The 18,640-nt window shown below is 46.4% G+C and carries 13 protein-coding genes and 2 tRNA genes; 9 read left to right on the plus strand and 6 right to left on the minus strand.

Annotated features, from left to right (window positions below):
• Nucleotides 1-94: 94 nt before the first annotated feature.
• Entirely contained in the window at nt 95-1,135 is a 1,041-nt protein-coding gene (locus ACTXGK_RS16180) for a DUF3025 domain-containing protein (RefSeq protein ID WP_443517357.1), read from the plus strand.
• Between the two features lie 296 nt (nt 1,136-1,431).
• Nucleotides 1,432-4,272 carry an aconitate hydratase AcnA gene (acnA, locus tag ACTXGK_RS16185; RefSeq protein ID WP_443517356.1) on the plus strand — a complete coding sequence of 947 codons (2,841 nt, stop codon included), beginning with the start codon at nt 1,432-1,434 and terminating at the stop codon, nt 4,270-4,272.
• A gap of 99 nt (nt 4,273-4,371) precedes the next feature.
• On the opposite strand, the gene ACTXGK_RS16190 is transcribed toward acnA, so the two are convergent.
• From ACTXGK_RS16190 to gltX, 5 genes are all read right to left on the minus strand, one after another.
• Complete coding sequence (locus ACTXGK_RS16190; protein ID WP_443517355.1) at nt 4,372-5,025, minus strand: LysE family translocator; 654 nt, start codon at nt 5,023-5,025, stop codon at nt 4,372-4,374.
• 268 nt (nt 5,026-5,293) lie between these two features.
• A tRNA-Glu gene (locus ACTXGK_RS16195) sits at nt 5,294-5,369 on the minus strand.
• A gap of 148 nt (nt 5,370-5,517) precedes the next feature.
• Nucleotides 5,518-5,593 (minus strand) — tRNA-Ala (locus ACTXGK_RS16200).
• 122 nt (nt 5,594-5,715) lie between these two features.
• Nucleotides 5,716-6,081 (minus strand): hypothetical protein, encoded by a 366-nt coding sequence (locus ACTXGK_RS16205; protein WP_443517354.1) that lies wholly within the window; start codon nt 6,079-6,081, stop codon nt 5,716-5,718.
• A gap of 159 nt (nt 6,082-6,240) precedes the next feature.
• Nucleotides 6,241-7,767 carry a glutamate--tRNA ligase gene (gene gltX / locus ACTXGK_RS16210; RefSeq protein ID WP_443517411.1) on the minus strand — a complete coding sequence of 509 codons (1,527 nt, stop codon included), beginning with the start codon at nt 7,765-7,767 and terminating at the stop codon, nt 6,241-6,243.
• Between the two features lie 370 nt (nt 7,768-8,137).
• Here gltX and rsmH point away from each other — a divergent pair, with 370 nt between their 5' ends.
• From rsmH to ACTXGK_RS16245, 7 genes are all read left to right on the plus strand, one after another.
• Nucleotides 8,138-9,169: a 16S rRNA (cytosine(1402)-N(4))-methyltransferase RsmH gene (gene rsmH, locus ACTXGK_RS16215; protein WP_443517410.1), complete on the plus strand. Its 1,032-nt coding sequence runs from the start codon at nt 8,138-8,140 to the stop codon at nt 9,167-9,169.
• A gap of 420 nt (nt 9,170-9,589) precedes the next feature.
• The gene (locus ACTXGK_RS16220) at nt 9,590-10,075 is read left to right on the plus strand and encodes a cell division protein FtsL (RefSeq protein WP_443517352.1); all 486 of its coding nucleotides are present in this window, start codon (nt 9,590-9,592) and stop codon (nt 10,073-10,075) included.
• The gene (locus ACTXGK_RS16225; RefSeq protein ID WP_443517351.1) at nt 10,072-12,156 is read left to right on the plus strand and encodes a peptidoglycan D,D-transpeptidase FtsI family protein; all 2,085 of its coding nucleotides are present in this window, start codon (nt 10,072-10,074) and stop codon (nt 12,154-12,156) included. The genes ACTXGK_RS16220 and ACTXGK_RS16225 overlap by 4 nt, the downstream gene beginning before the upstream one ends.
• Nucleotides 12,157-12,223: 67 nt before the next feature.
• The gene (locus ACTXGK_RS16230) at nt 12,224-14,032 is read left to right on the plus strand and encodes a Mur ligase family protein (protein WP_443517350.1); all 1,809 of its coding nucleotides are present in this window, start codon (nt 12,224-12,226) and stop codon (nt 14,030-14,032) included.
• A gap of 83 nt (nt 14,033-14,115) precedes the next feature.
• Nucleotides 14,116-15,564 carry a UDP-N-acetylmuramoyl-tripeptide--D-alanyl-D-alanine ligase gene (locus ACTXGK_RS16235; protein ID WP_443517349.1) on the plus strand — a complete coding sequence of 483 codons (1,449 nt, stop codon included), beginning with the start codon at nt 14,116-14,118 and terminating at the stop codon, nt 15,562-15,564.
• A 3-nt stretch (nt 15,565-15,567) separates the two neighbouring features.
• Entirely contained in the window at nt 15,568-16,686 is a 1,119-nt protein-coding gene (mraY, locus tag ACTXGK_RS16240) for a phospho-N-acetylmuramoyl-pentapeptide-transferase (protein WP_075106486.1), read from the plus strand.
• Nucleotides 16,687-16,814: 128 nt separating this feature from the next.
• Complete coding sequence (locus ACTXGK_RS16245; protein ID WP_443517409.1) at nt 16,815-17,765, plus strand: putative RNA methyltransferase; 951 nt, start codon at nt 16,815-16,817, stop codon at nt 17,763-17,765.
• 35 nt (nt 17,766-17,800) lie between these two features.
• On the opposite strand, the gene ACTXGK_RS16250 is transcribed toward ACTXGK_RS16245, so the two are convergent.
• A complete protein-coding gene (locus ACTXGK_RS16250; RefSeq protein WP_443517348.1) occupies nt 17,801-18,583 on the minus strand; it encodes a YdcF family protein in 783 nt (260 codons plus the stop codon).
• Nucleotides 18,584-18,640: the final 57 nt, after the last annotated feature.

Genomic DNA, 18,640 nt, shown 5'->3' on the forward strand with positions numbered 1-18,640 from the left:
TCTAGCTGTAAAAAAGCGCACCATGATACCATAGACCGTCCATACGTCTAACAGAGATAGCCTTTAAGAGATAGCCCTTAAGAGATAAGCGCCTATGCCCGCCAATGATTTACCCACCACACTTGATTCTGATACCTGTACCGACCACTCGCCTGTTATAGAAGGCAAGCTTGGTAACAGCTTTGCTGAGATTGATTGGCAAGCACCATGGTTGTCACACATTGTTCAACTACATTACCTCAGCAACAGCATTGAGCATCTCAGTAGGCCAAGTCAGCAGAATAGCTTAAGTGAATCGGATAGTTTAGATGAGCAGCATGTAAATGCTTCTGACATCAATACGCCTGACACGATTGCCAACGTCTTAAAAACAGCGATGCAGCAGCAGGCCAATCATTTAGACCAGCCGTTACCGCAGACCAAACCTACCCATAACCAAACGCCTCAAACGCTACAATTTGTCTCTCAAAATGCATTGCCTGAAGGTGAAGCCTATGAGCATTTCATCGGTACAACTGGCAATATTCCGACGCGTGATAACTTGCATGACTTATTTAACGGCAGTATTTGGCTGACCTTTCCAAAAACAAAAGCCATGCTCAATTATTACCATATGCTAGAAATCGCCAAACAAGGCATCAGTGAGCGTCGAGGGCGTGTGCGCGATACCATCACTGTTTTTGATGAGAATGGGGCAGTACTAGTCACGGCAGACCCTAATATCGGCGAGGAATTGGTTGATTTTAACTGGCAGGCAAGTTTGGTGACGCCCCGTGATAAATGGGACGATCCAACACAGCCTGATGACAGTGCTCAAGCCGCAGTCTATATCTTTGGGCATGCCTTGCTAGAGCAGTTACTACGTCCGCGCAAACCCTTATGCGCTCACAGCATTGTCATTCACGTGACGCAAAGTTTCTTTACCCTACCATTAGCTGAGCGTATACGTTTTTTGGATGACAAAGTTGCCGAATACATGGACACATTACTATCAAAAGATGACGTAACACCGCGCCAGCTTGCGCCGCTCCCTATTTTGGGTGTGCCGCATTTTTGGGCAGAAAATGCAGCGCCTGATTTTTATGAAGACAGCTATGTATTCCGCAGTGGACGTCGTCAGAAAAATGAAAAATAAATAGGAATGAGTCACTTAGGATTGGCTAGCCAAACCTTTGTTACGTTTACGATTGTGCCACGATTTGACAACGTCCAGACGTTAACAAAGCCTCATATGTTTGTTATGGTAAAAGGGCGTTTCTGTTAAACAGGAAAGAGATGGTTATCTCTTTTGTTAATACAGAGTCACATCAGACAGTTTTATTGAACTGCTCTGCTGATTAAAGATATATCGATCATCTATTGAGCCACCAGTTATACATAAACTTATAATAATTTATGTCTAGGATCTATAACAACGATAAGGAAGCTATCATGAGTGATATTTTTAATGTAAAAGACACCCTTTCAGTTGCTGGCAAGGAACATGCCTACTACAGCCTGCCCAAACTTACCGAAACCTATGAGCATATCAAAACGCTACCATTTTGTATGAAGGTCGTGTTAGAGAATCTATTGCGTAACGAAGACGGTGGTCAGTCAGTCGGCAAAAACCATATCGAAGCGGTTGCTAACTGGGATGCGGGCGCTGAGGCGTCAAAAGAAATTGCCTTTATGCCAGCGCGCGTGGTGTTGCAGGATTTCACTGGTGTGCCCTCAGTCGTTGATTTGGCTGCGATGCGTGATGCAGTGGTTGAGCTTGGCGGCAAAGCGGAGCAGATTAACCCATTTATCCCTAGCGAGCTGGTCGTCGATCACTCTGTACAGGTCGATGCTTATGGCCGAGAAGACGCGCTCGATTTGAACGAAAAAATCGAATTTAAACGCAACAATGAGCGTTATGAGTTTTTGCATTGGGGCAAGCAAGCCTTTGAAAACTTCGTTGTCGTACCACCAGCGACGGGTATCGTGCATCAGGTCAACCTTGAGTATTTAGCGCGCGTCGTGATGGCAGCCGATGTCGATGGCGAGCTGATGGCGTATCCAGATACTGTATTTGGTACCGACAGTCATACCACGATGATTAATGGTATCGGTGTACTTGGCTGGGGTGTGGGCGGTATCGAGGCCGAAGCGGCGATGCTCGGTCAACCATCGTCGATGCTGATTCCGCAAGTGGTCGGATTTGAGTTAAAAGGCAAGCTAACCGAAGGCGTTACTGCGACCGATTTGGTATTGCGTGTCGTTGAAATGCTACGTGCACACGGTGTGGTTGGAAAGTTCGTCGAGTTTTATGGCGAAGGCTTACACAGTATGCCGCTTGCAGATCGTGCCACGATTGCCAATATGTCACCAGAATATGGCGCGACTTGTGGTATTTTCCCAATCGATCAAATGGCGATTGATTACTTGCGTCTATCAGGCCGTGAAGAAGCGCAGATCGAGCTGGTCGAAAAGTATGCTAAAGCGCAAGGCTTATGGCACGATGCCGATACGCCAGCGGCGACCTATTCGAGCAAGCTAGAGCTCGATCTGTCGTCAGTACAACCAGCATTAGCAGGGCCAAACTTGCCACAGCAGCGTATCAATCTGTCTGATATGCACGAAAAATTTGGCGAAACGTTAGAAAAAATGACCAAAGATCGCAAGTCAGAAGTCGAAGGTAAAGTACGCTTTGACCAAGAAGGTGGCGAGCAGGAGCAAGCGGAACACTTGGCAGCCGAACCAAACATCAACGTTGATACCGAAACTGACGATAGCAAAGGCTATCAGCCAGCTAATAACGTGTTCTCAAGCGTTAATATTGACGACAAGGAGCACAAACTGCGTGATGGTTCAGTAGTGATTGCTGCTATTACCTCTTGTACTAATACTTCTAATCCAGCCGTTATGATTGGTGCCGGTCTGGTTGCCAAAAAAGCCGCTGCTAAAGGCCTTAAAGCCAAGCCATGGGTCAAAACCTCACTCGCACCGGGTTCTAAAGTCGTTACTGACTATTTAGAAAAAACCCATCTGATGGATGAGCTAGAAAAAACAGGTTTTTACCTCGTCGGTTATGGTTGTACCACTTGTATTGGTAACTCAGGCCCATTATCAGAAGAGATTGAAAAAGGCATCGAAGAGAACGATTTGGTAGCGGCAGCGGTGCTATCTGGTAACCGTAACTTTGAAGGTCGTATTCACTCGCACGTGAAGGCCAGTTACTTGGCATCACCACCGCTAGTTGTTGCCTACGCGCTCGCAGGTACGGTCGATATCGATATGACGACCCATCCGCTAGGCCAAGACCAAGACGGTAAGGATGTATTCTTAAAAGACATCTGGCCAACTTCAGAAGAAATTAACGAGCTGATTGCCAATAACATCGACGCTGATATGTTCCGCAAAAACTACGGCGAAGTGTTCGACGGTAGTGCCGCATGGAACGCCATTAGCTCAGCGGATAGCCAGCTGTATCCGTGGGATGAAGGATCGACCTATATCAAAAACCCGCCGTTCTTTGATGGCATGACCATGGAGCCAGAAGGCATCCCTGATATCGAAGGCGCACGTATCTTAGGTCTGTTTGGTGATTCAATCACCACCGATCATATCTCACCAGCAGGTAATATCGATCCAGACTCACCAGCCGGTAAGTACTTGCAAGAGCGCGGTGTGATGGAAGCAGACTTCAACAGCTATGGCTCACGTCGTGGTAACGATGCAGTCATGACCCGTGGTACTTTTGCCAATATCCGTATCAAAAATACCATGATGGGTGGCAAGGAAGGCGGCTATACCTACTACTTTAAAGATGACAGCGCTACGCTACAAGATGGCGAAGAAATGCCTATCTATAACGCAGCGATGAAGTATAAAGAAGATAAGCGTCCGCTCGTCGTACTTGGTGGGTCAGAGTATGGTTCAGGCTCTAGTCGTGACTGGGCAGCCAAAGGTACGATCTTACTCGGCGTAAAAGCGGTATTGACCAGCTCGTTTGAGCGTATTCACCGCTCAAACCTCGTCGGTATGGGTGTTTTGCCATTGACGTTTAAAGACGGTCAAAATGCAGAGACTTACAAACTAGATGGTTCTGAAGTATTGAGCATCACGGGTCTGGATAATGGCGAGAGTAAAACAGCTACGGTTACAGCTACACGTGCTGACGGGTCAAGCGAGACCTTTGAGGTTAATGTCGGTCTGCAAACACCAAAAGAGCGCGAATATGTGCGTCATGGCGGTGTGTTGCACTATGTACTACGTCAGTTGGCTGCTGAGAGCAAAGAAGCAGGCTAGTAATGTATTAGACTTAGTATGAAAAAAGCCCAATCTCCGTCAAAGTAGGAGATTGGGCTTTTTTATGAAAAACGTTTTTTCTTCTTGTTACTTTACTCTTTAAGCCTTTTCAGTCAACAGCTTAATTCCTAGCCCCATAAATACGACACCACTTATTTTATTCATCATGGATTCAATTTTTGGATTCTCTCTTAGTTTTTTGCTGAACTTTGACGCCAATAGCGCCAAACATAAACACCATATAAAGCCAGTGGTAGCAAAAGTCAATCCCAATATCAAAAATGACAGCATGCCATAAGCATAACTAGCGTCGATAAACTGCGGAAAGAACGCCAAGAAGAATAAGGCTACCTTTGGGTTAAATAGATTGGTCAACACGCCTTGCTGATAGATTTTCCAGCCGTCTACAGCCTTTTGGTTAGTCACATTCTGAGCTTTAGACAAATTGTTTGCGATTGAGTTCGAGTTTTTGCTCGTTAGCATTTTAAAGCCTAAATAACACAAGTAAGCCGCACCAATATATTTGACGAGCATAAATGCCGTAGGGGAGTTGGCGAGCAGTACTGACAGTCCTAGCGCCGCGAATAATGTATGTACCAAAGCACCTGTGGTGATGCCTAATACAGAATAAACCCCTGCAGCTTGTCCTTGCGAGACACTGCGAGTGATGATATACATGCTATCGGTGCCGGGCGTGAGGTTTAACAAAATAGCCGCTAGGACAAACCCTAGGTAATTCTCAATACCAAACATAGCTAATCCCTTCCTTTAATAGCACCGAAAATCCATACGTCGTAGGGCATTTTTATATTGTATAAAATGCTGATGAGATAGATAGTAGCGAGCATTAGATAGGTTGGCAATAGCGCGGATAGCTATGAAAAGAACTGCGTTAAGACATATTGGAGAAATGACAGACGTAAAAAAGCCCAGTCACCGTATGATGACTGGGCTTTTTTAGTGTTCGCTTATTAGTCTGATCTAATGCTAAGCAAAAGTGCTAATAAGTGACGCCGAATAGTGGCGTCCCCAGGGGGATTCGAACCCCCGTTACCGCCGTGAAAGGGCGGTGTCCTAGGCCTCTAGACGATGGGGACGCATAGAGTGTTATAACCAGTGGTTACAACGGTACTTCACAATATCAGATAGCTTAGTAAATAAGCGTTGCCTAGGTGCTGATATCGTCCTACTAGCGAGTATTTATGATTACGTTTCAGTAATACTGAGCGTTGCTATAAATAAGTATGGTGGAGCTAAACGGAGTCGAACCGTTGACCCCTTGCATGCCATGCAAGTGCTCTACCAACTGAGCTATAGCCCCTCGCTAAGAGTGTGCGTATTTTATGTAAGAGCGGCAGTCTTGTCAACAACTATTTTAAAAATAATTCATAAATATGCAAAAAAAAGCATTTTAGCCTATTTTAAAGGCCCAACAAGCCCAAATTAGCGTGGATTTTGCTTAAGCGCGATCTCTTTGATGGCTTTATCGGTATAAAACTCTGCTTCGCTGCCATCAGAAAAAATAATCGCACAGCATTCCGTTGGCATATATTGACCGCCTTTTTCTCTGATCGTTCTGATACCTTTGACGCCAATGATGTCATATTCGCCCAATTTATCTAGATTATGTTTGGTATAACCGCAGTAAGTGCTGTATATCCATTTTAAATCTTCGAAGTCTTGGCCCTTGGTCAGGGTCAAAGTTGCATCAAACAGCTCTTTTACGATGGCATCATAGTATTTCTGCGCTTCTTTTAAGGTGTTAAAGACATAATCTTTGCTTTCTATTGTGACGGTTTTGGCGGCCATGTTTGTTTCCAATTAAAATATTTAATAAAAGACGTTTAATAGTACGAAGATAGTTTTACTGATTCATAACGAAAAAAGGGTCAGAGATGGTCTGACCCTTTTACACTCGACAAGTTTCGCTAATTGACTATTTAGCAGAGAAGTTATTCAGCTTCTGAGCTATTCAGCAGCTGCTAAGAAATCTGGCAATTCTGCCGCTTGCTTCTCAAGCTTTTTCAGTTTCTTTTTGCCAAGACCGCCCAGTACATCAACGGCATGACGTAAGCGAGTTAAGGTCATATCAGCGCCAATAATCGCCATGGAGTTCATGACGGGCGTCGATGACGTGCTACCAGCGATAGCGATAAAGAACGGCGCCATAAAGTCACGCATCTTAATATCAAGGTGCGCGGCAAGGCCTTTTAGCGTGGCATAGATGTTTTCTTCTGACCACGCTGGTAAGGTCTCAAGCTGCCAAAGCGCCAATTGCAGCATTTCGATAATCTGCTCAGGGGTGAGTGATTTATGAGTGAAGCTTTCAGCGTTGATGTCAGGTAGGTTTTGGAAATAGAAACCACCCCAATTGACCGCATCAGACAATAGCTCGATACGTGGCTGAATCGCCGCTGCGATGGCCGTTAGTTTGTCACTGTTACTGGCCCATTCAAGGATTTTATTTTTTAGCTCTTCAGGGCTAAGCGCACGTAGCCACTCGGCATTAAGCCAGTTCAGTTTTTCGATATCGAAGATAGGGCCACCAAGCGACACACGCTGAATATCAAAGCTGGCGATCATTTCCTCTAGCGTAAACTGCTCAGCATCATTAGGCATTGAGTAGCCCATACGACCGAGATAGTTTAGCAGCGCTTCAGGCAGCACGCCTGCATCACGATAGTAGGTGATAGACGTTGGGTTTTTGCGCTTAGACAGTTTTGATTTGTCAGGGTTGCGCAGTAGTGGCATATGGCAAAGGGTCGGCATCTCCCAACCAAAATAATCATACAGCAGTTGATGCTTAGGTGCAGAGTTCAGCCACTCTTCACCGCGCATGACATGGGTGATTTCCATCAAGTGGTCATCGACGACGTTGGCGAGATGATAGGTTGGCATGCCGTCTGTTTTTAGCAGTACTTGCATGTCGACTTGGGTCCAAGGGAACTCAACCGTACCTCGTAGCATGTCTTGTACCTGACAAGTGCCTTCGGTTGGCACACGCATACGAATCACGTGTGGTTTGCCTTCGCTTACTAATTGCTCGGTTTTTTCTGGAGCAAGATGTGCGCAGCGACCGTCATAACGCGGCGTCTCACCATTGGCCATTTGTTCAGCGCGCATAGCATCTAGCTCTTCGCTGGTACAAAAACAGCGGAATGCATGATCTTTTTCTATGAGTATCTCTGCATGCTTTTTATAAATATCACTGCGCTCGCTCTGACGATAAGGCGCATGTGGGCCGCCAATATCTGGACCCTCGCTCCAATCTAGGCCAACCCAGTGCAAGGCATCCAAAATCATTTTTTCTGATTGCTCAGTCGAGCGCGTCTGGTCGGTATCTTCGATACGTAAGATAAACTCGCCGCCGTGCGCTTTGGCGAAAGCCAAATTGAATAGGGCGATATAAGCAGTGCCTACGTGTGGGAAGCCGGTTGGTGATGGGGCGATACGCGTGCGTACAGGGCGCTTGCTGTCAGTAGAGGTTTGCATGATAAAAGTCTCAAAGTTTGCTATCAATATAAGCTATTAGTATAAATAGCGATGAAAGATATGAAGTCGATGTGAAGAAATAGCGTAAAATATAGCGCTAGTATAACAGAGACATGTGATATTTTTAATGAAAAGCCCTTCTAGTGCTTGACTAGCCGTGTATCCTTGCGATAATAATGCTAGGCAAGTCATAACTTGTTTATTTTCATCCAATTACTGGCCAGTATGGTCGTCATCTACTGAGTTGTTTGTGTCCCTATCTAAATCTAAGTCAAATGCTAACGCTAACCATTCTTCAGTCGCGGCTGCTCCTAAGCCTGCGATCAGCCCCTTTTCGATAGAAAATGATGCAGCTCAAAACCTGCAATCGTCGATGGAAGATTCTGCCCCGTCTAATGAGCTGGATTTTGTCCACGATGCGGTGCTGTTGCCAGAGACCGTCGCAGCAGTATTGGGTGTAAAATCTCTACCCAAGCAAACAGGCAATGCTGCTCAAAGCAATAATGACCAAAATAGCTTAAATATAAGCGGTATATACGTTGATGCAACCTTTGGTCGTGGCGGTCATAGCAGGTTACTATTAAGTCAGCTTGCCGATGACGCCACACTGGTTGTCTTTGACAAAGACCCGACGGCCATTAGCGTGGCGCAGGAATTGGCAAGTAAAGACAGCCGCGTGCGTGTGGTTCATGACAGCTTTGCAACGTTGACAGACAGTCTGGCTGCTATGGGTATTACGCAAGTGGATGGCTTGATGGCAGATTTGGGCATTTCATCACCGCAGATTGATGACGGTAGTCGCGGTTTTAGTTTTATGCGCGATGGGGCAGTGGACATGCGCATGGATACCAGCCGTGGCCAGTCAGTTGCCGAGTGGCTTGAGCAGGTCGATGACGAAACGTTGGCCAATGTGCTTTATGAGTTTGGTGAAGAGCGTCATAGTCGGCGTATTGCGCGCGCTATCAAACAGATGGAAAGCTACGAGTCTACGCTTGAGCTGGCAGAAGTGATCAAAGTAGCCCATCCTAATTGGCAACGTGGCAAACACCCAGCCACACAAAGCTTTCAGGCTATGCGTATTTTTATTAATAATGAGCTGGGCGATGTCGACGACTTTTTAGCGCAAAGTATTGCTATCTTAAAGTCAGGCGGGCAGCTAGCAGTGATTAGTTTTCACTCACTAGAAGATCGCCGTATCAAGCAGTTTTTGCAGCGTCATAGCAAAGGCCAGTATCCAGAAGATGAAAATCTACCGATGCCGCCGAATCGTCCACGTTACTTTAGCAAACCTAAACGCGTTGGCCCCAGCAAAGCTGAAACGAGCCAAAACCCGCGCGCGCGCAGTGCATGGTTGCGTATGGCAACTCGCACCGACACAGAGTATCAGCAGACGATCGCGCCATAAATCATGGATGAAAACACTGAGTAAATCGCATATGATTGCTATTGTTTGTCTGAATGATGCATAAATGTCTTAATCGCTACGCCACTGTTAAAAAGCTGTAAATATTGTCTGTTAGGCTCAGCAAATAATTTTCTGTCATTTATTAGTTGAGAGTGGCTGAGATATCAAGTAACTCAGTCGTTTTTTATTCTAAGATAACGAGGTTATTTATTCGACCTATTCGACTTTGTAAGGCAGCAGGTTTGGCAAGACAGCAGGTTTGGTGTTGATATGACATATCGCTATAGCGGTAGGCTGTTGCCGCTATAAGACGGTTATCTTTGGTTTTATTTTTATCAATGGTATGGCTGAGCAATGATGCGTTCATTGCTTACAGACCATTATCTACTTTATCGTTTACGTTCACTTTTTGAGATCGTCATGGCAATATCTGACAAACCTGCAAACCGCCGCGCCGCCGCGCCCTATAACACCGATGTCGGCGAGCTATTCGTGCGTCGGTTCAATGTGGTGAGCATTTATGTGGTCGTATTACTGCTCTTGGCAGCCGCAATCGTATGGAGCGGCATCAAGACTGCCGAAGCCGTTCAGCAATATCATCAGGATTATAAAACCTTGCAAGACATGAAAAAACAAGAGCGTAAGCTACAAATAGAACATCAGCGTCTATTGATTGAGCAGCAAACCTTTAGCGCGACACCGCAAATCGCCAGTCGTGCAGTGGCGGAATTGGGTATGTACTCACCGACATTGAAGGATAAACTGATTATTCAACCGGGTGTCGCCACCGCCTTGGCACCAGTAGTCTCTGATGATGACGACGATGAGTTAGATTTGGATGTGGTCGGACCACGAGCCTCTACCGATATCTCCCCTGAAGAACCGGTAGCGGAGGCAGGACAATGAGTGACAAAAAACCTAAATCCACACCAGCAAAAAACACCAGCAAAAAACCAGCCAGTGGCAAGGTGACCAAACCATTACGCCGTGCGAGCGCTGCCAAATCTGGACAAACGAGTGATAAGGCGGCAGGCAGTCGCAAAGCCAAATTATTTGATCGTATAAAAAAGAGTGACACGAAAGGGACGCATGCCAGTGCCAGAAACCCAAAGAGTAAAAGAGGGTTTTTAGGTAAAGCCTCTGGCGCGTCCTCTCGTGGCGGCTTTGAGCAGGATAAAAACCGTTTTCGTACCGTTTGGGGTTTGGCGCTGGTTATATTGGTGCTATTGATTGGCCGTGCCTACTATATTCAGGTGGCCAACGCGCAGTTCTATCAAGACAAAGGTAATGAGCTCATTACCAGTGAGCGCACGCAAAAATCCTATCGAGGTATGATTACCGACCGTAATGATTTACCGCTTGCGGTCAGCGCACCGCTGGCGACCGTGTCGTTTAGCCCGCATGATTACTCGAGTGAATACTACGAGCTCAAACGTATTATCTTGACCAATCCTAGCAGCCCACAATTGCAGGCGCGTATGCAAAAGCGTTTGGACAATATGGATCTGACCACACTGGCTGCGGCTGCTAATATCTCAGTCGATGAGCTAAAAAAAGCCACGGCAATCGATGACAGCATTGATGTGACCGATGAAGCAGCAGTCAAAGCGGCACTGCCGTCTGGTGCAGGCTCGCATTATTTACCCCTTCTCAATAAAGTCACACCTGAGATTGCGCAAAGTGTTAGCTCGCTTGATTTCCCTGGTGTCCATGAGAAAAACTTCTTTCAGCGCTATTATCCGCAGCCGCAATCTAACGCGCAGTTGTTAGGGTTTATGGGACAAAACGCCAACGACCCTGAGGGTGGTTATGAAGGACGTGCTGGTATTGAGCGCCAGTATGAAAAAGATTTAGCAGGTGATGATGGCAAGGTGCTTGTTTTAAAAGATGCCAAACAAAACAGCTTAAAAGAGATCAAGCAACTTGAGCCTGAGATACCAGGCAAAGATGTGGCGCTGACGATTGATTCGCGGTTGCAATATTTGCTCTATAAAGAGCTAGAAAAAGCAGGGCGTCTGCAAAAAGCGCGCTGGTCGACGGGTATGATCGTCGATGTACAGACTGGTGAAGTACTGGCGCTATCCACATGGCCATCGTTCAACTCAAACAACCTCAATGAGATGACTGGTGAAAACCAGCGTAACCGCGCGCTGTTGGATGTGTTTGAACCAGGTTCGGTGATGAAGCCCTTCACCGTTGCCGCCGCCCTAGACTCAGGAAAATATACGCCGACTACTTTAATTGATACCAATCCAGGCTCAATTCGCGTGCGTGGCTATACCATCCGCGATCATAATAACTTGGGTATGATCAACATGGCGACGCTACTACAGAAGTCTAGTAACGTGGCTTCGACTAAGATTGCGTTATCGCTACCGCCTGATGCCATCACTAATATGCAAAGACAGTTTGGCTTTGGTTCAAAAACACCTTTACAGTTCCCAGGTGAAGGCAGTGGTCTCATTGTGACGCCAAAAGAGAAAGAAACCTCACGCCGTGCGACAGTCAGTTATGGTTATGGTTTACAAGTGACACTAGCGCAGGTAGCGCAGGCTTATTCAGCCCTCGCAGCAGGCGGAGTGATGCACCCATTGACTTTGATTAAGAATGACAAGCCGCAACCAAGCAAACGCATTATGGCGCGCGAGCAGGCGATGTCTATTGTACAGATGCTTGAGAGTGTGACCGAGGCAGGTGGAACAGCTAAAGCCGCCGCCATTGACGGATACCGTGTGGCAGGCAAGACTGGTACCTCGCGCCGTATCAATCCAGAAGGTGGTTATTATACTGATCAGTATCGTAACGTCTTTGCTGGTATGGCACCAGCGTCTAATCCAAAGCTTGTGGGCGTCATGCTTATTGAAGATCCGCGTGGTCAGATTTATGCGGGTCTAACGGTCGCACCTGTGTTCCACAACGTGATGAAAGAAGCGTTACGATTATACAATGTGCCTTTGGATAAGCCGCTCAAAACAGAACCACAGTAGGCGTTTAATGATTTTAAGTAGTCAGCTCTTTAGGGGCTGATTTGTATTAACTGTTTAGGATTTGCCCATGACCATGCCTACCTTATCGCCAAATAGCGCCACTGTTACGACGGCCACCCTACAGCAGCTTATCGATACGAGCGATAATAGGCTGGCGCAACAGCTAACAGCGATGATCTCAACATCGGTTCAACAGGCACCGAGTCAATCAGGGGCGGATCAGATTCAATCGATTGCTCATATTCCTTTTCAGCAGTTCCGACTGGACAGCCGTCAGCTGTCTGATAATGACGTATTTATCCTTCTGAACAGCCACACGCCGAACATTCAAAAGAGTCGCGATTATCTGTTGCAGGCTGCCTCAAAAGCGGCTTTTGTGCTATCGGAAATTGATCCTATTACTTTAATGAGCGATACCAGTGGCTCTGCAGATACCAGTAATGCGTCAACGATAGATAGTAAAAGCGATGCGTCACAGCAATTAGCAGCGCTGCCGTGCCCAATCTTATACGTCCCTAATATTCGTGATTTCTTAGGCAGCTTAATCCAAGCATATCTGCAATATCAGCAGCCAGTGACCCTGCCAAAGGTAGTCGCTGTCACGGGCACCAATGGTAAAACCACCATCAGTCAATTGGTGGCGCAACTGACGCAATTAACAGGCATGAGCAGTGCAGTGATGGGTACGGCGGGTAATGGTCGCCTTGGTGCGTTGGTACAAGCCAGTCATACCACTGGAGACGCCTTGGCTGTACAGCGGTTTTTGTATCAAATGGGCACCGAAAATGCTGAAATATTGGCGTTAGAGGCCAGCTCTCATGGTCTGGATCAGCAGCGTTTACAAGGCGTGCCAGTTAGCATTGCGATTTATACCAATCTGAGTCGTGACCATTTAGACTATCATGCTGATATGGAAGAATACGCGTCTGCCAAAGCCAAGCTGTTTGATAAAGCTCACTTCCCAGATTTGACCCATGCCATCATCAACGTCGATGATGAGCATGCTCAGATTATGCTTGATACAGCCACTGCTAGTGACTTGACGGTATGGACATATAGTCTAGAGCCTGCAACATCTGCTACTTTTGTCGCTGCTGATATCGAGCCAAGTCTACAGGGTGTCAAAATCAGTCTGCGTACTAACTTTAATGATAAAACAGTTGGTGATGAGAAAACAGATATTATCGAGATTGTCGGTCCATTACTCGGCCGCTTTAATGTTGCTAATTTGCTTGCCGCTATCGCAGCAGCAGTAGCGACTGGTATTGTTACTAGTACTGAGTCTGCTACTAAGTCTGCTACTAAGTCTGCTACTAAGTCTGCTACTAAGTCTGCTACTGAGTCAAATGTGGATATTGGGCGCATTGCGACTGCGGTCACGCAGCTACAAGGTGCGGTTGGGCGTATGCAACGTGTGCCATCCAATGACGGCTGTTTTATCGTTGATTATGCGCATACGCCAGATGCCTTAAGTCAAGTGCTGGCGAGCCTGAAAACTCACTGTAAAGGCCAGCTATGGGCAGTGTTTGGTTGTGGCGGCGATCGTGATGCAGGTAAGCGTCCATTGATGGCGCAGGCTGGCCTCACAGGTGCTGATCAAGTTGTCTTGACCGCTGATAATCCACGTACCGAAGACCCTAATGCAATCTTGCAGGATATGCAGGCTGGGATGAGTGCTGAGCAATATCAACGTACGCATATAGAACCTGCTCGCCAAAAGGCCATTGAGTATGTCGTGAGTCAGGCAGGTGTAGACGATATTGTCGTCATCGCTGGTAAAGGCCACGAGACCTATCAAGAGATTAACAACGTCCGTTATGATTTTGATGACAGTGTTATTTTGCAGCAAGCGTTAGATAAAGCCGGCCGCATATAGTCGATTGACTATCGATACGCTTATTATCAAAAAATTAATTATTAAATATAAAAATGAAGTAGTCATTATATAAGGTAACCATTATGACAGCCGACCACGATAACACCATCCAGTCGCAAGGGCTTTATGTCTGGCAAATGGATAATATGCTCGCAGCGACAGCATCGCTCGATAGTCATTGGCAGTTGCCACAAGATTATGCAGATGCAGGACAGGCATCATTAGCGAGTAAGCGTATTGCGACCGACACCCGTACGATAAAACCCGGTGATATCTTTTTGGCGTTAAGTGGTGAGAACTTCGATGGTCATGACTATATCGACATGGCAGCATCAAAGGGTGCCATCGCAGCCATCGTGTCTCGTCCTATCTTATCTGAATCAAATGCGATTCCGCAGCTGGTTGTTAGTGATACCCGTTTGGCGTTAGGGCAGCTGGCAAGCTATCGTCGCCAGCAGCATAAAGATCTGACCGTGATTGCGATTACTGGTTCTAGTGGTAAAACCACCTGCAAAGAAATGCTAGGTAGCATTTTTGGTCGACTGGCACCGACACTAATTACCCGTGGTAACCTCAATAATGATTTGGGTGTGCCAATGATGCTGCTTGAGTTATCAGACCATCATCGTTATGCCATTTTAGAGTTAGGTGCCAACCATATTGGTGAGATCGCTTATACCACTGAAATTGTGCGTCCTGATGTAGCCTGTATCCTAAATATTGGTACGGCTCATCTGGGTGAGTTCGGTAGCCGTGAAGGTATTTGCCAAACCAAAGCAGAAATTTATCACACCTTAACGGATGCGCAGTTTGCGATTGTTCCTGATAAGGACGATTTTACCAACCAGTTGCGCCGCATTGCTGAAAAGCACACGTCACATGTGATTGGGTTTGGTAATACCGATGTCAGCGCGAGCCATTTAGACGTAGAGCCAGAGCGTAGTGAGTTTAAGCTACATATCGGTAATCAGATTCATGATATCAACTTGCCATTAGCAGGCGAACACAATGTCAATAATGCTTTGGCTGCTGCAGCCTGTGCGCATGCGTTAAATATCGACGTCAGTGACATTGTTATTGGGCTTGAAAACGCGCGTCCAGCCAAAGGTCGTCTGAACAGTCAAATACTGGGTAAGCACCGCCTGATTGATGATACGTATAACGCCAACCCACACTCGGTACGTGCCGCTGCCAAAGTATTGGCTGCACAAACGGGTACGCAAGTGATGGTGTTGGGTGATATCGGCGAGCTAGGAGAGGCGGCAGTTAGTGAGCATCAAAGCCTAGGCCGTACTATCGCGACCACAGGTATCGATGTGCTGCTCTGTGTTGGCGAATATGCCAAGGCCACCGTTGCTGGTGCGAAAGAGATTGCTGATATCAATGCTCAGGCATTCGCAGACAAAGACAGTTTATTACAGTATTTACAGCCGTATTTGCAAGCGCAACAAGCTAAGCCTTGTACTGTGTTGTTCAAAGGCTCGCGTTCCATGACAATGGAAACACTTATTCATGCGCTAGTAGAGGAGTAGGCGGTGTTAGTTTGGTTGTTTGGCTGGCTTGGCCAGTATTATACGCCGTTTTCTGCGGTTTCTTCGTTGACGTTGCGAGCGCTGCTTGCGGTGGTCACTGCCCTCGCATTTAGTATGTTTTTTGGCGGGCGTGTCATTCAACACCTGCGTTCACTCAAATACGGTCAGGCTATTCGCAATGATGGGCCTCAATCGCATTTGGTCAAGACCGGTACGCCCACCATGGGCGGGGTATTGATTCTCAGTGCTATTGGGGTATCGACTCTGTTATGGGCACGTTTAAACAATCCTTATGTGTGGATTTTGCTCGTTGTTATGGTGATCTTTGGTGCTGTAGGTTGGGCGGATGATTGGCTCAAAATCAAGTACAAAGACCCAAAGGGCTTGATTGCGCGAAAGAAATATTTTTGGTTATCGATGGGCGCATTATTCGTCGGCGTCTCTTTATACTACATCGCCACACTACAGCCGGATATCAACACCACTCGCGAGATGCAGGACTTGTTGATACCGATCTTTAAAGATTGGATGATTCCATTTTCGGCAGTACCTTTTGGTATTGGCTTTATTATCTTCACCTACTTTGTGATCAATGGTGCGTCCAATGCGGTCAACTTAACGGATGGCTTGGATGGCTTGGCAATCCTACCAGTAGTGCTTGTCGCAGCAGGCTTGGGTGCGATGGCTTATGTATCGGGCGATGTGCGCTTTGCGGATTATTTGCATGTTCCGTACATTCCCTACAACTCTGAAGTCATTATCGTTTGTGGTGCCATGGTTGGGGCAGGTCTTGGCTTTTTATGGTTCAACGCGCATCCTGCACAAGTATTTATGGGTGATGTGGGTGCGTTGGCATTGGGTGCGATGCTCGGTACGATTGCCGTGATGACACGACAAGAGATTGCCTTTGCCATTATGGGTGGTCTATTTGTCGCCGAAGCGCTATCAGTGATGTTGCAAGTGGGTTCTTATAAATTGCGTAAAAAACGTGTCTTTCGTATGGCACCGCTACACCATCATTTTGAAGAAATTGGCTGGAAAGAAACGCAGGTGGTGACGCGGTTTTGGATTATCGCCATCATTCTCGTTATTCTTGGGCTAATGACCTTGAAGCTGCGTTAGAAAGACAAGCCTCAAATGTACCTAACTTTCCTGCTTAGAAGCCATCTTAATGAGTATTGAGATGGCTTTTTATCGTTTAAGGCACACGAAATTTGTTAAAATGTGGGTCATATTGCTATGACTTTGAGATACCTGTGTCCTTATTTATTTGTCCACTTTGTCAGTCGCCACTACAGCCAGCCGCAGATACTTGGCGCTGTGACGGTAGTTTGCACCCCAAGCAAACCTCACACCCGTTTGATGTGGCTCGCCAAGGTTACGTCAACCTGTTGCTTGTACAGCAGAAGAAATCAAAAGCACCTGGCGACAGTCAAGAATCTATCAATGCCCGCAAGCGATTTTTGAACCATGGTCACTATGCGCCGTTACAGAATCTGATTAGCCAAAAGATGGCAGCGTTACTGTCAAAAAGTGAGGTCATAGAGGAGCAAGATACTAAGTCTGTTAATTGGCTTGATATTGGCTGCGGCGAAGGCTACTACACACAAGCAATGGCACAACTGGGCTCGGATATCATAGATACTCTTATAGCGGCGGATATCAGCAAACCTGCATTGGTGGAATTGGCTAAAGTGAGTAAAGCGGCAGGTCGTCTTTGGTATCAGCGCAAGAATACTAACGCTGCCAAAACAACAGTGGTTTATCCGCTAGTGACCAGCGCCGCGCATCTACCGTTACGCTCTCATAGTGTGACGGGTATTAGCAGTATTTTTAGTCCTATTTTGCCTGAAGCGTTCGCTGAGGTATTGGCTGATGATGGGTATTTAATCATTGCCAAACCAGATGCCGGACACTTAGCGACGATGCGAGAGGCTTTGTTTGATGACGTGCGTGAGCATGATTCTGATAAGTTTTTACACGAATTGGCACCATACTTTATGTTGATGGGGACTGACCATGTTAGTACAGAGATGACATTATCAGCGGATGATTTGGCTGATTTAATGACGATGACACCTTATGCCTACCGCGCACGTAGTGAAAAAAGACAAGCGTTGCTGACAGCAGTAGAGAAAGCATCATTTAAAACAGAGGCAAAATTCGTGGTTTATATTTTGCAAAAAAAGGCGACCAGTTGAGCGCCTTTTAATATTTTTGTTACGGTATCCATTAATCAGTATTCTTGTAGTAGCCAACCGCTACCAAAGGCAAAATACTCACGAAACCATGCATTGTAGCGAATAGACAGCGGTGTTGGACTGGCAAGCGTGATTGGTTGCGTATAACCTTGATGGCGAGCTATAGCAGCCGCGCGGATAGTATGAAAATCGCTAGTGACAATCGCAATGGATGCCTCTTTATCAATACCATGCTGTTCAAGTATGATTTGGCTGTAGGCCAGATTTTCTTCAGTACTGGTGCTTTTGCCTTCTTGATAAATACGATCTAGTGGAATGTCATGTGCTTGCTGCAAGTAAGTCGCCATGATGTCCGCCTCACTGCGCGTGCGCTCATAGCCCACACCGCCACTTGTAATAATGAGCGCCTGTGGTTGCTGCTCGATCAGTTGTGCGGCTGTATCCAAGCGACTAGCTAGGGTGGGGGTTGGCTTGCCATCGACCGTCCCAGAACCGAGTACAATAATGGCCGCCACAGATGGCAAATCTTGTCTGCCCTTTGCAATCTGCTGCTGCAATGAATAAATAAAAATTAAAAAGCTGACGAGCCATAACCCAAACATCAGCCATAATCCGTACCAAATACGTCGCAATAAAGGATTATTGGAAAGTATTTTCGTAATTAAGGGCGCAAACAGTCCATGGCCTACAAAAACCACGCCTATCAAAAAAGGCAGCACTGTACCAAAATTAATCTTATCAACAGCCATCAAGGTAACGCAGTCGATAATTAGTATCGCCCCAAGCACGGTTAATAAAACACGTAATAACCCACACATAAATTTGTTATCCAATCAGCGCTGATAGAAGAGTTGAGCTGTGTGTATAAGCGTCAA

The sequence above is a fragment of the Psychrobacter sp. T6-5 genome, from assembly GCF_052258485.2.
Taxonomy (GTDB): domain Bacteria; phylum Pseudomonadota; class Gammaproteobacteria; order Pseudomonadales; family Moraxellaceae; genus Psychrobacter.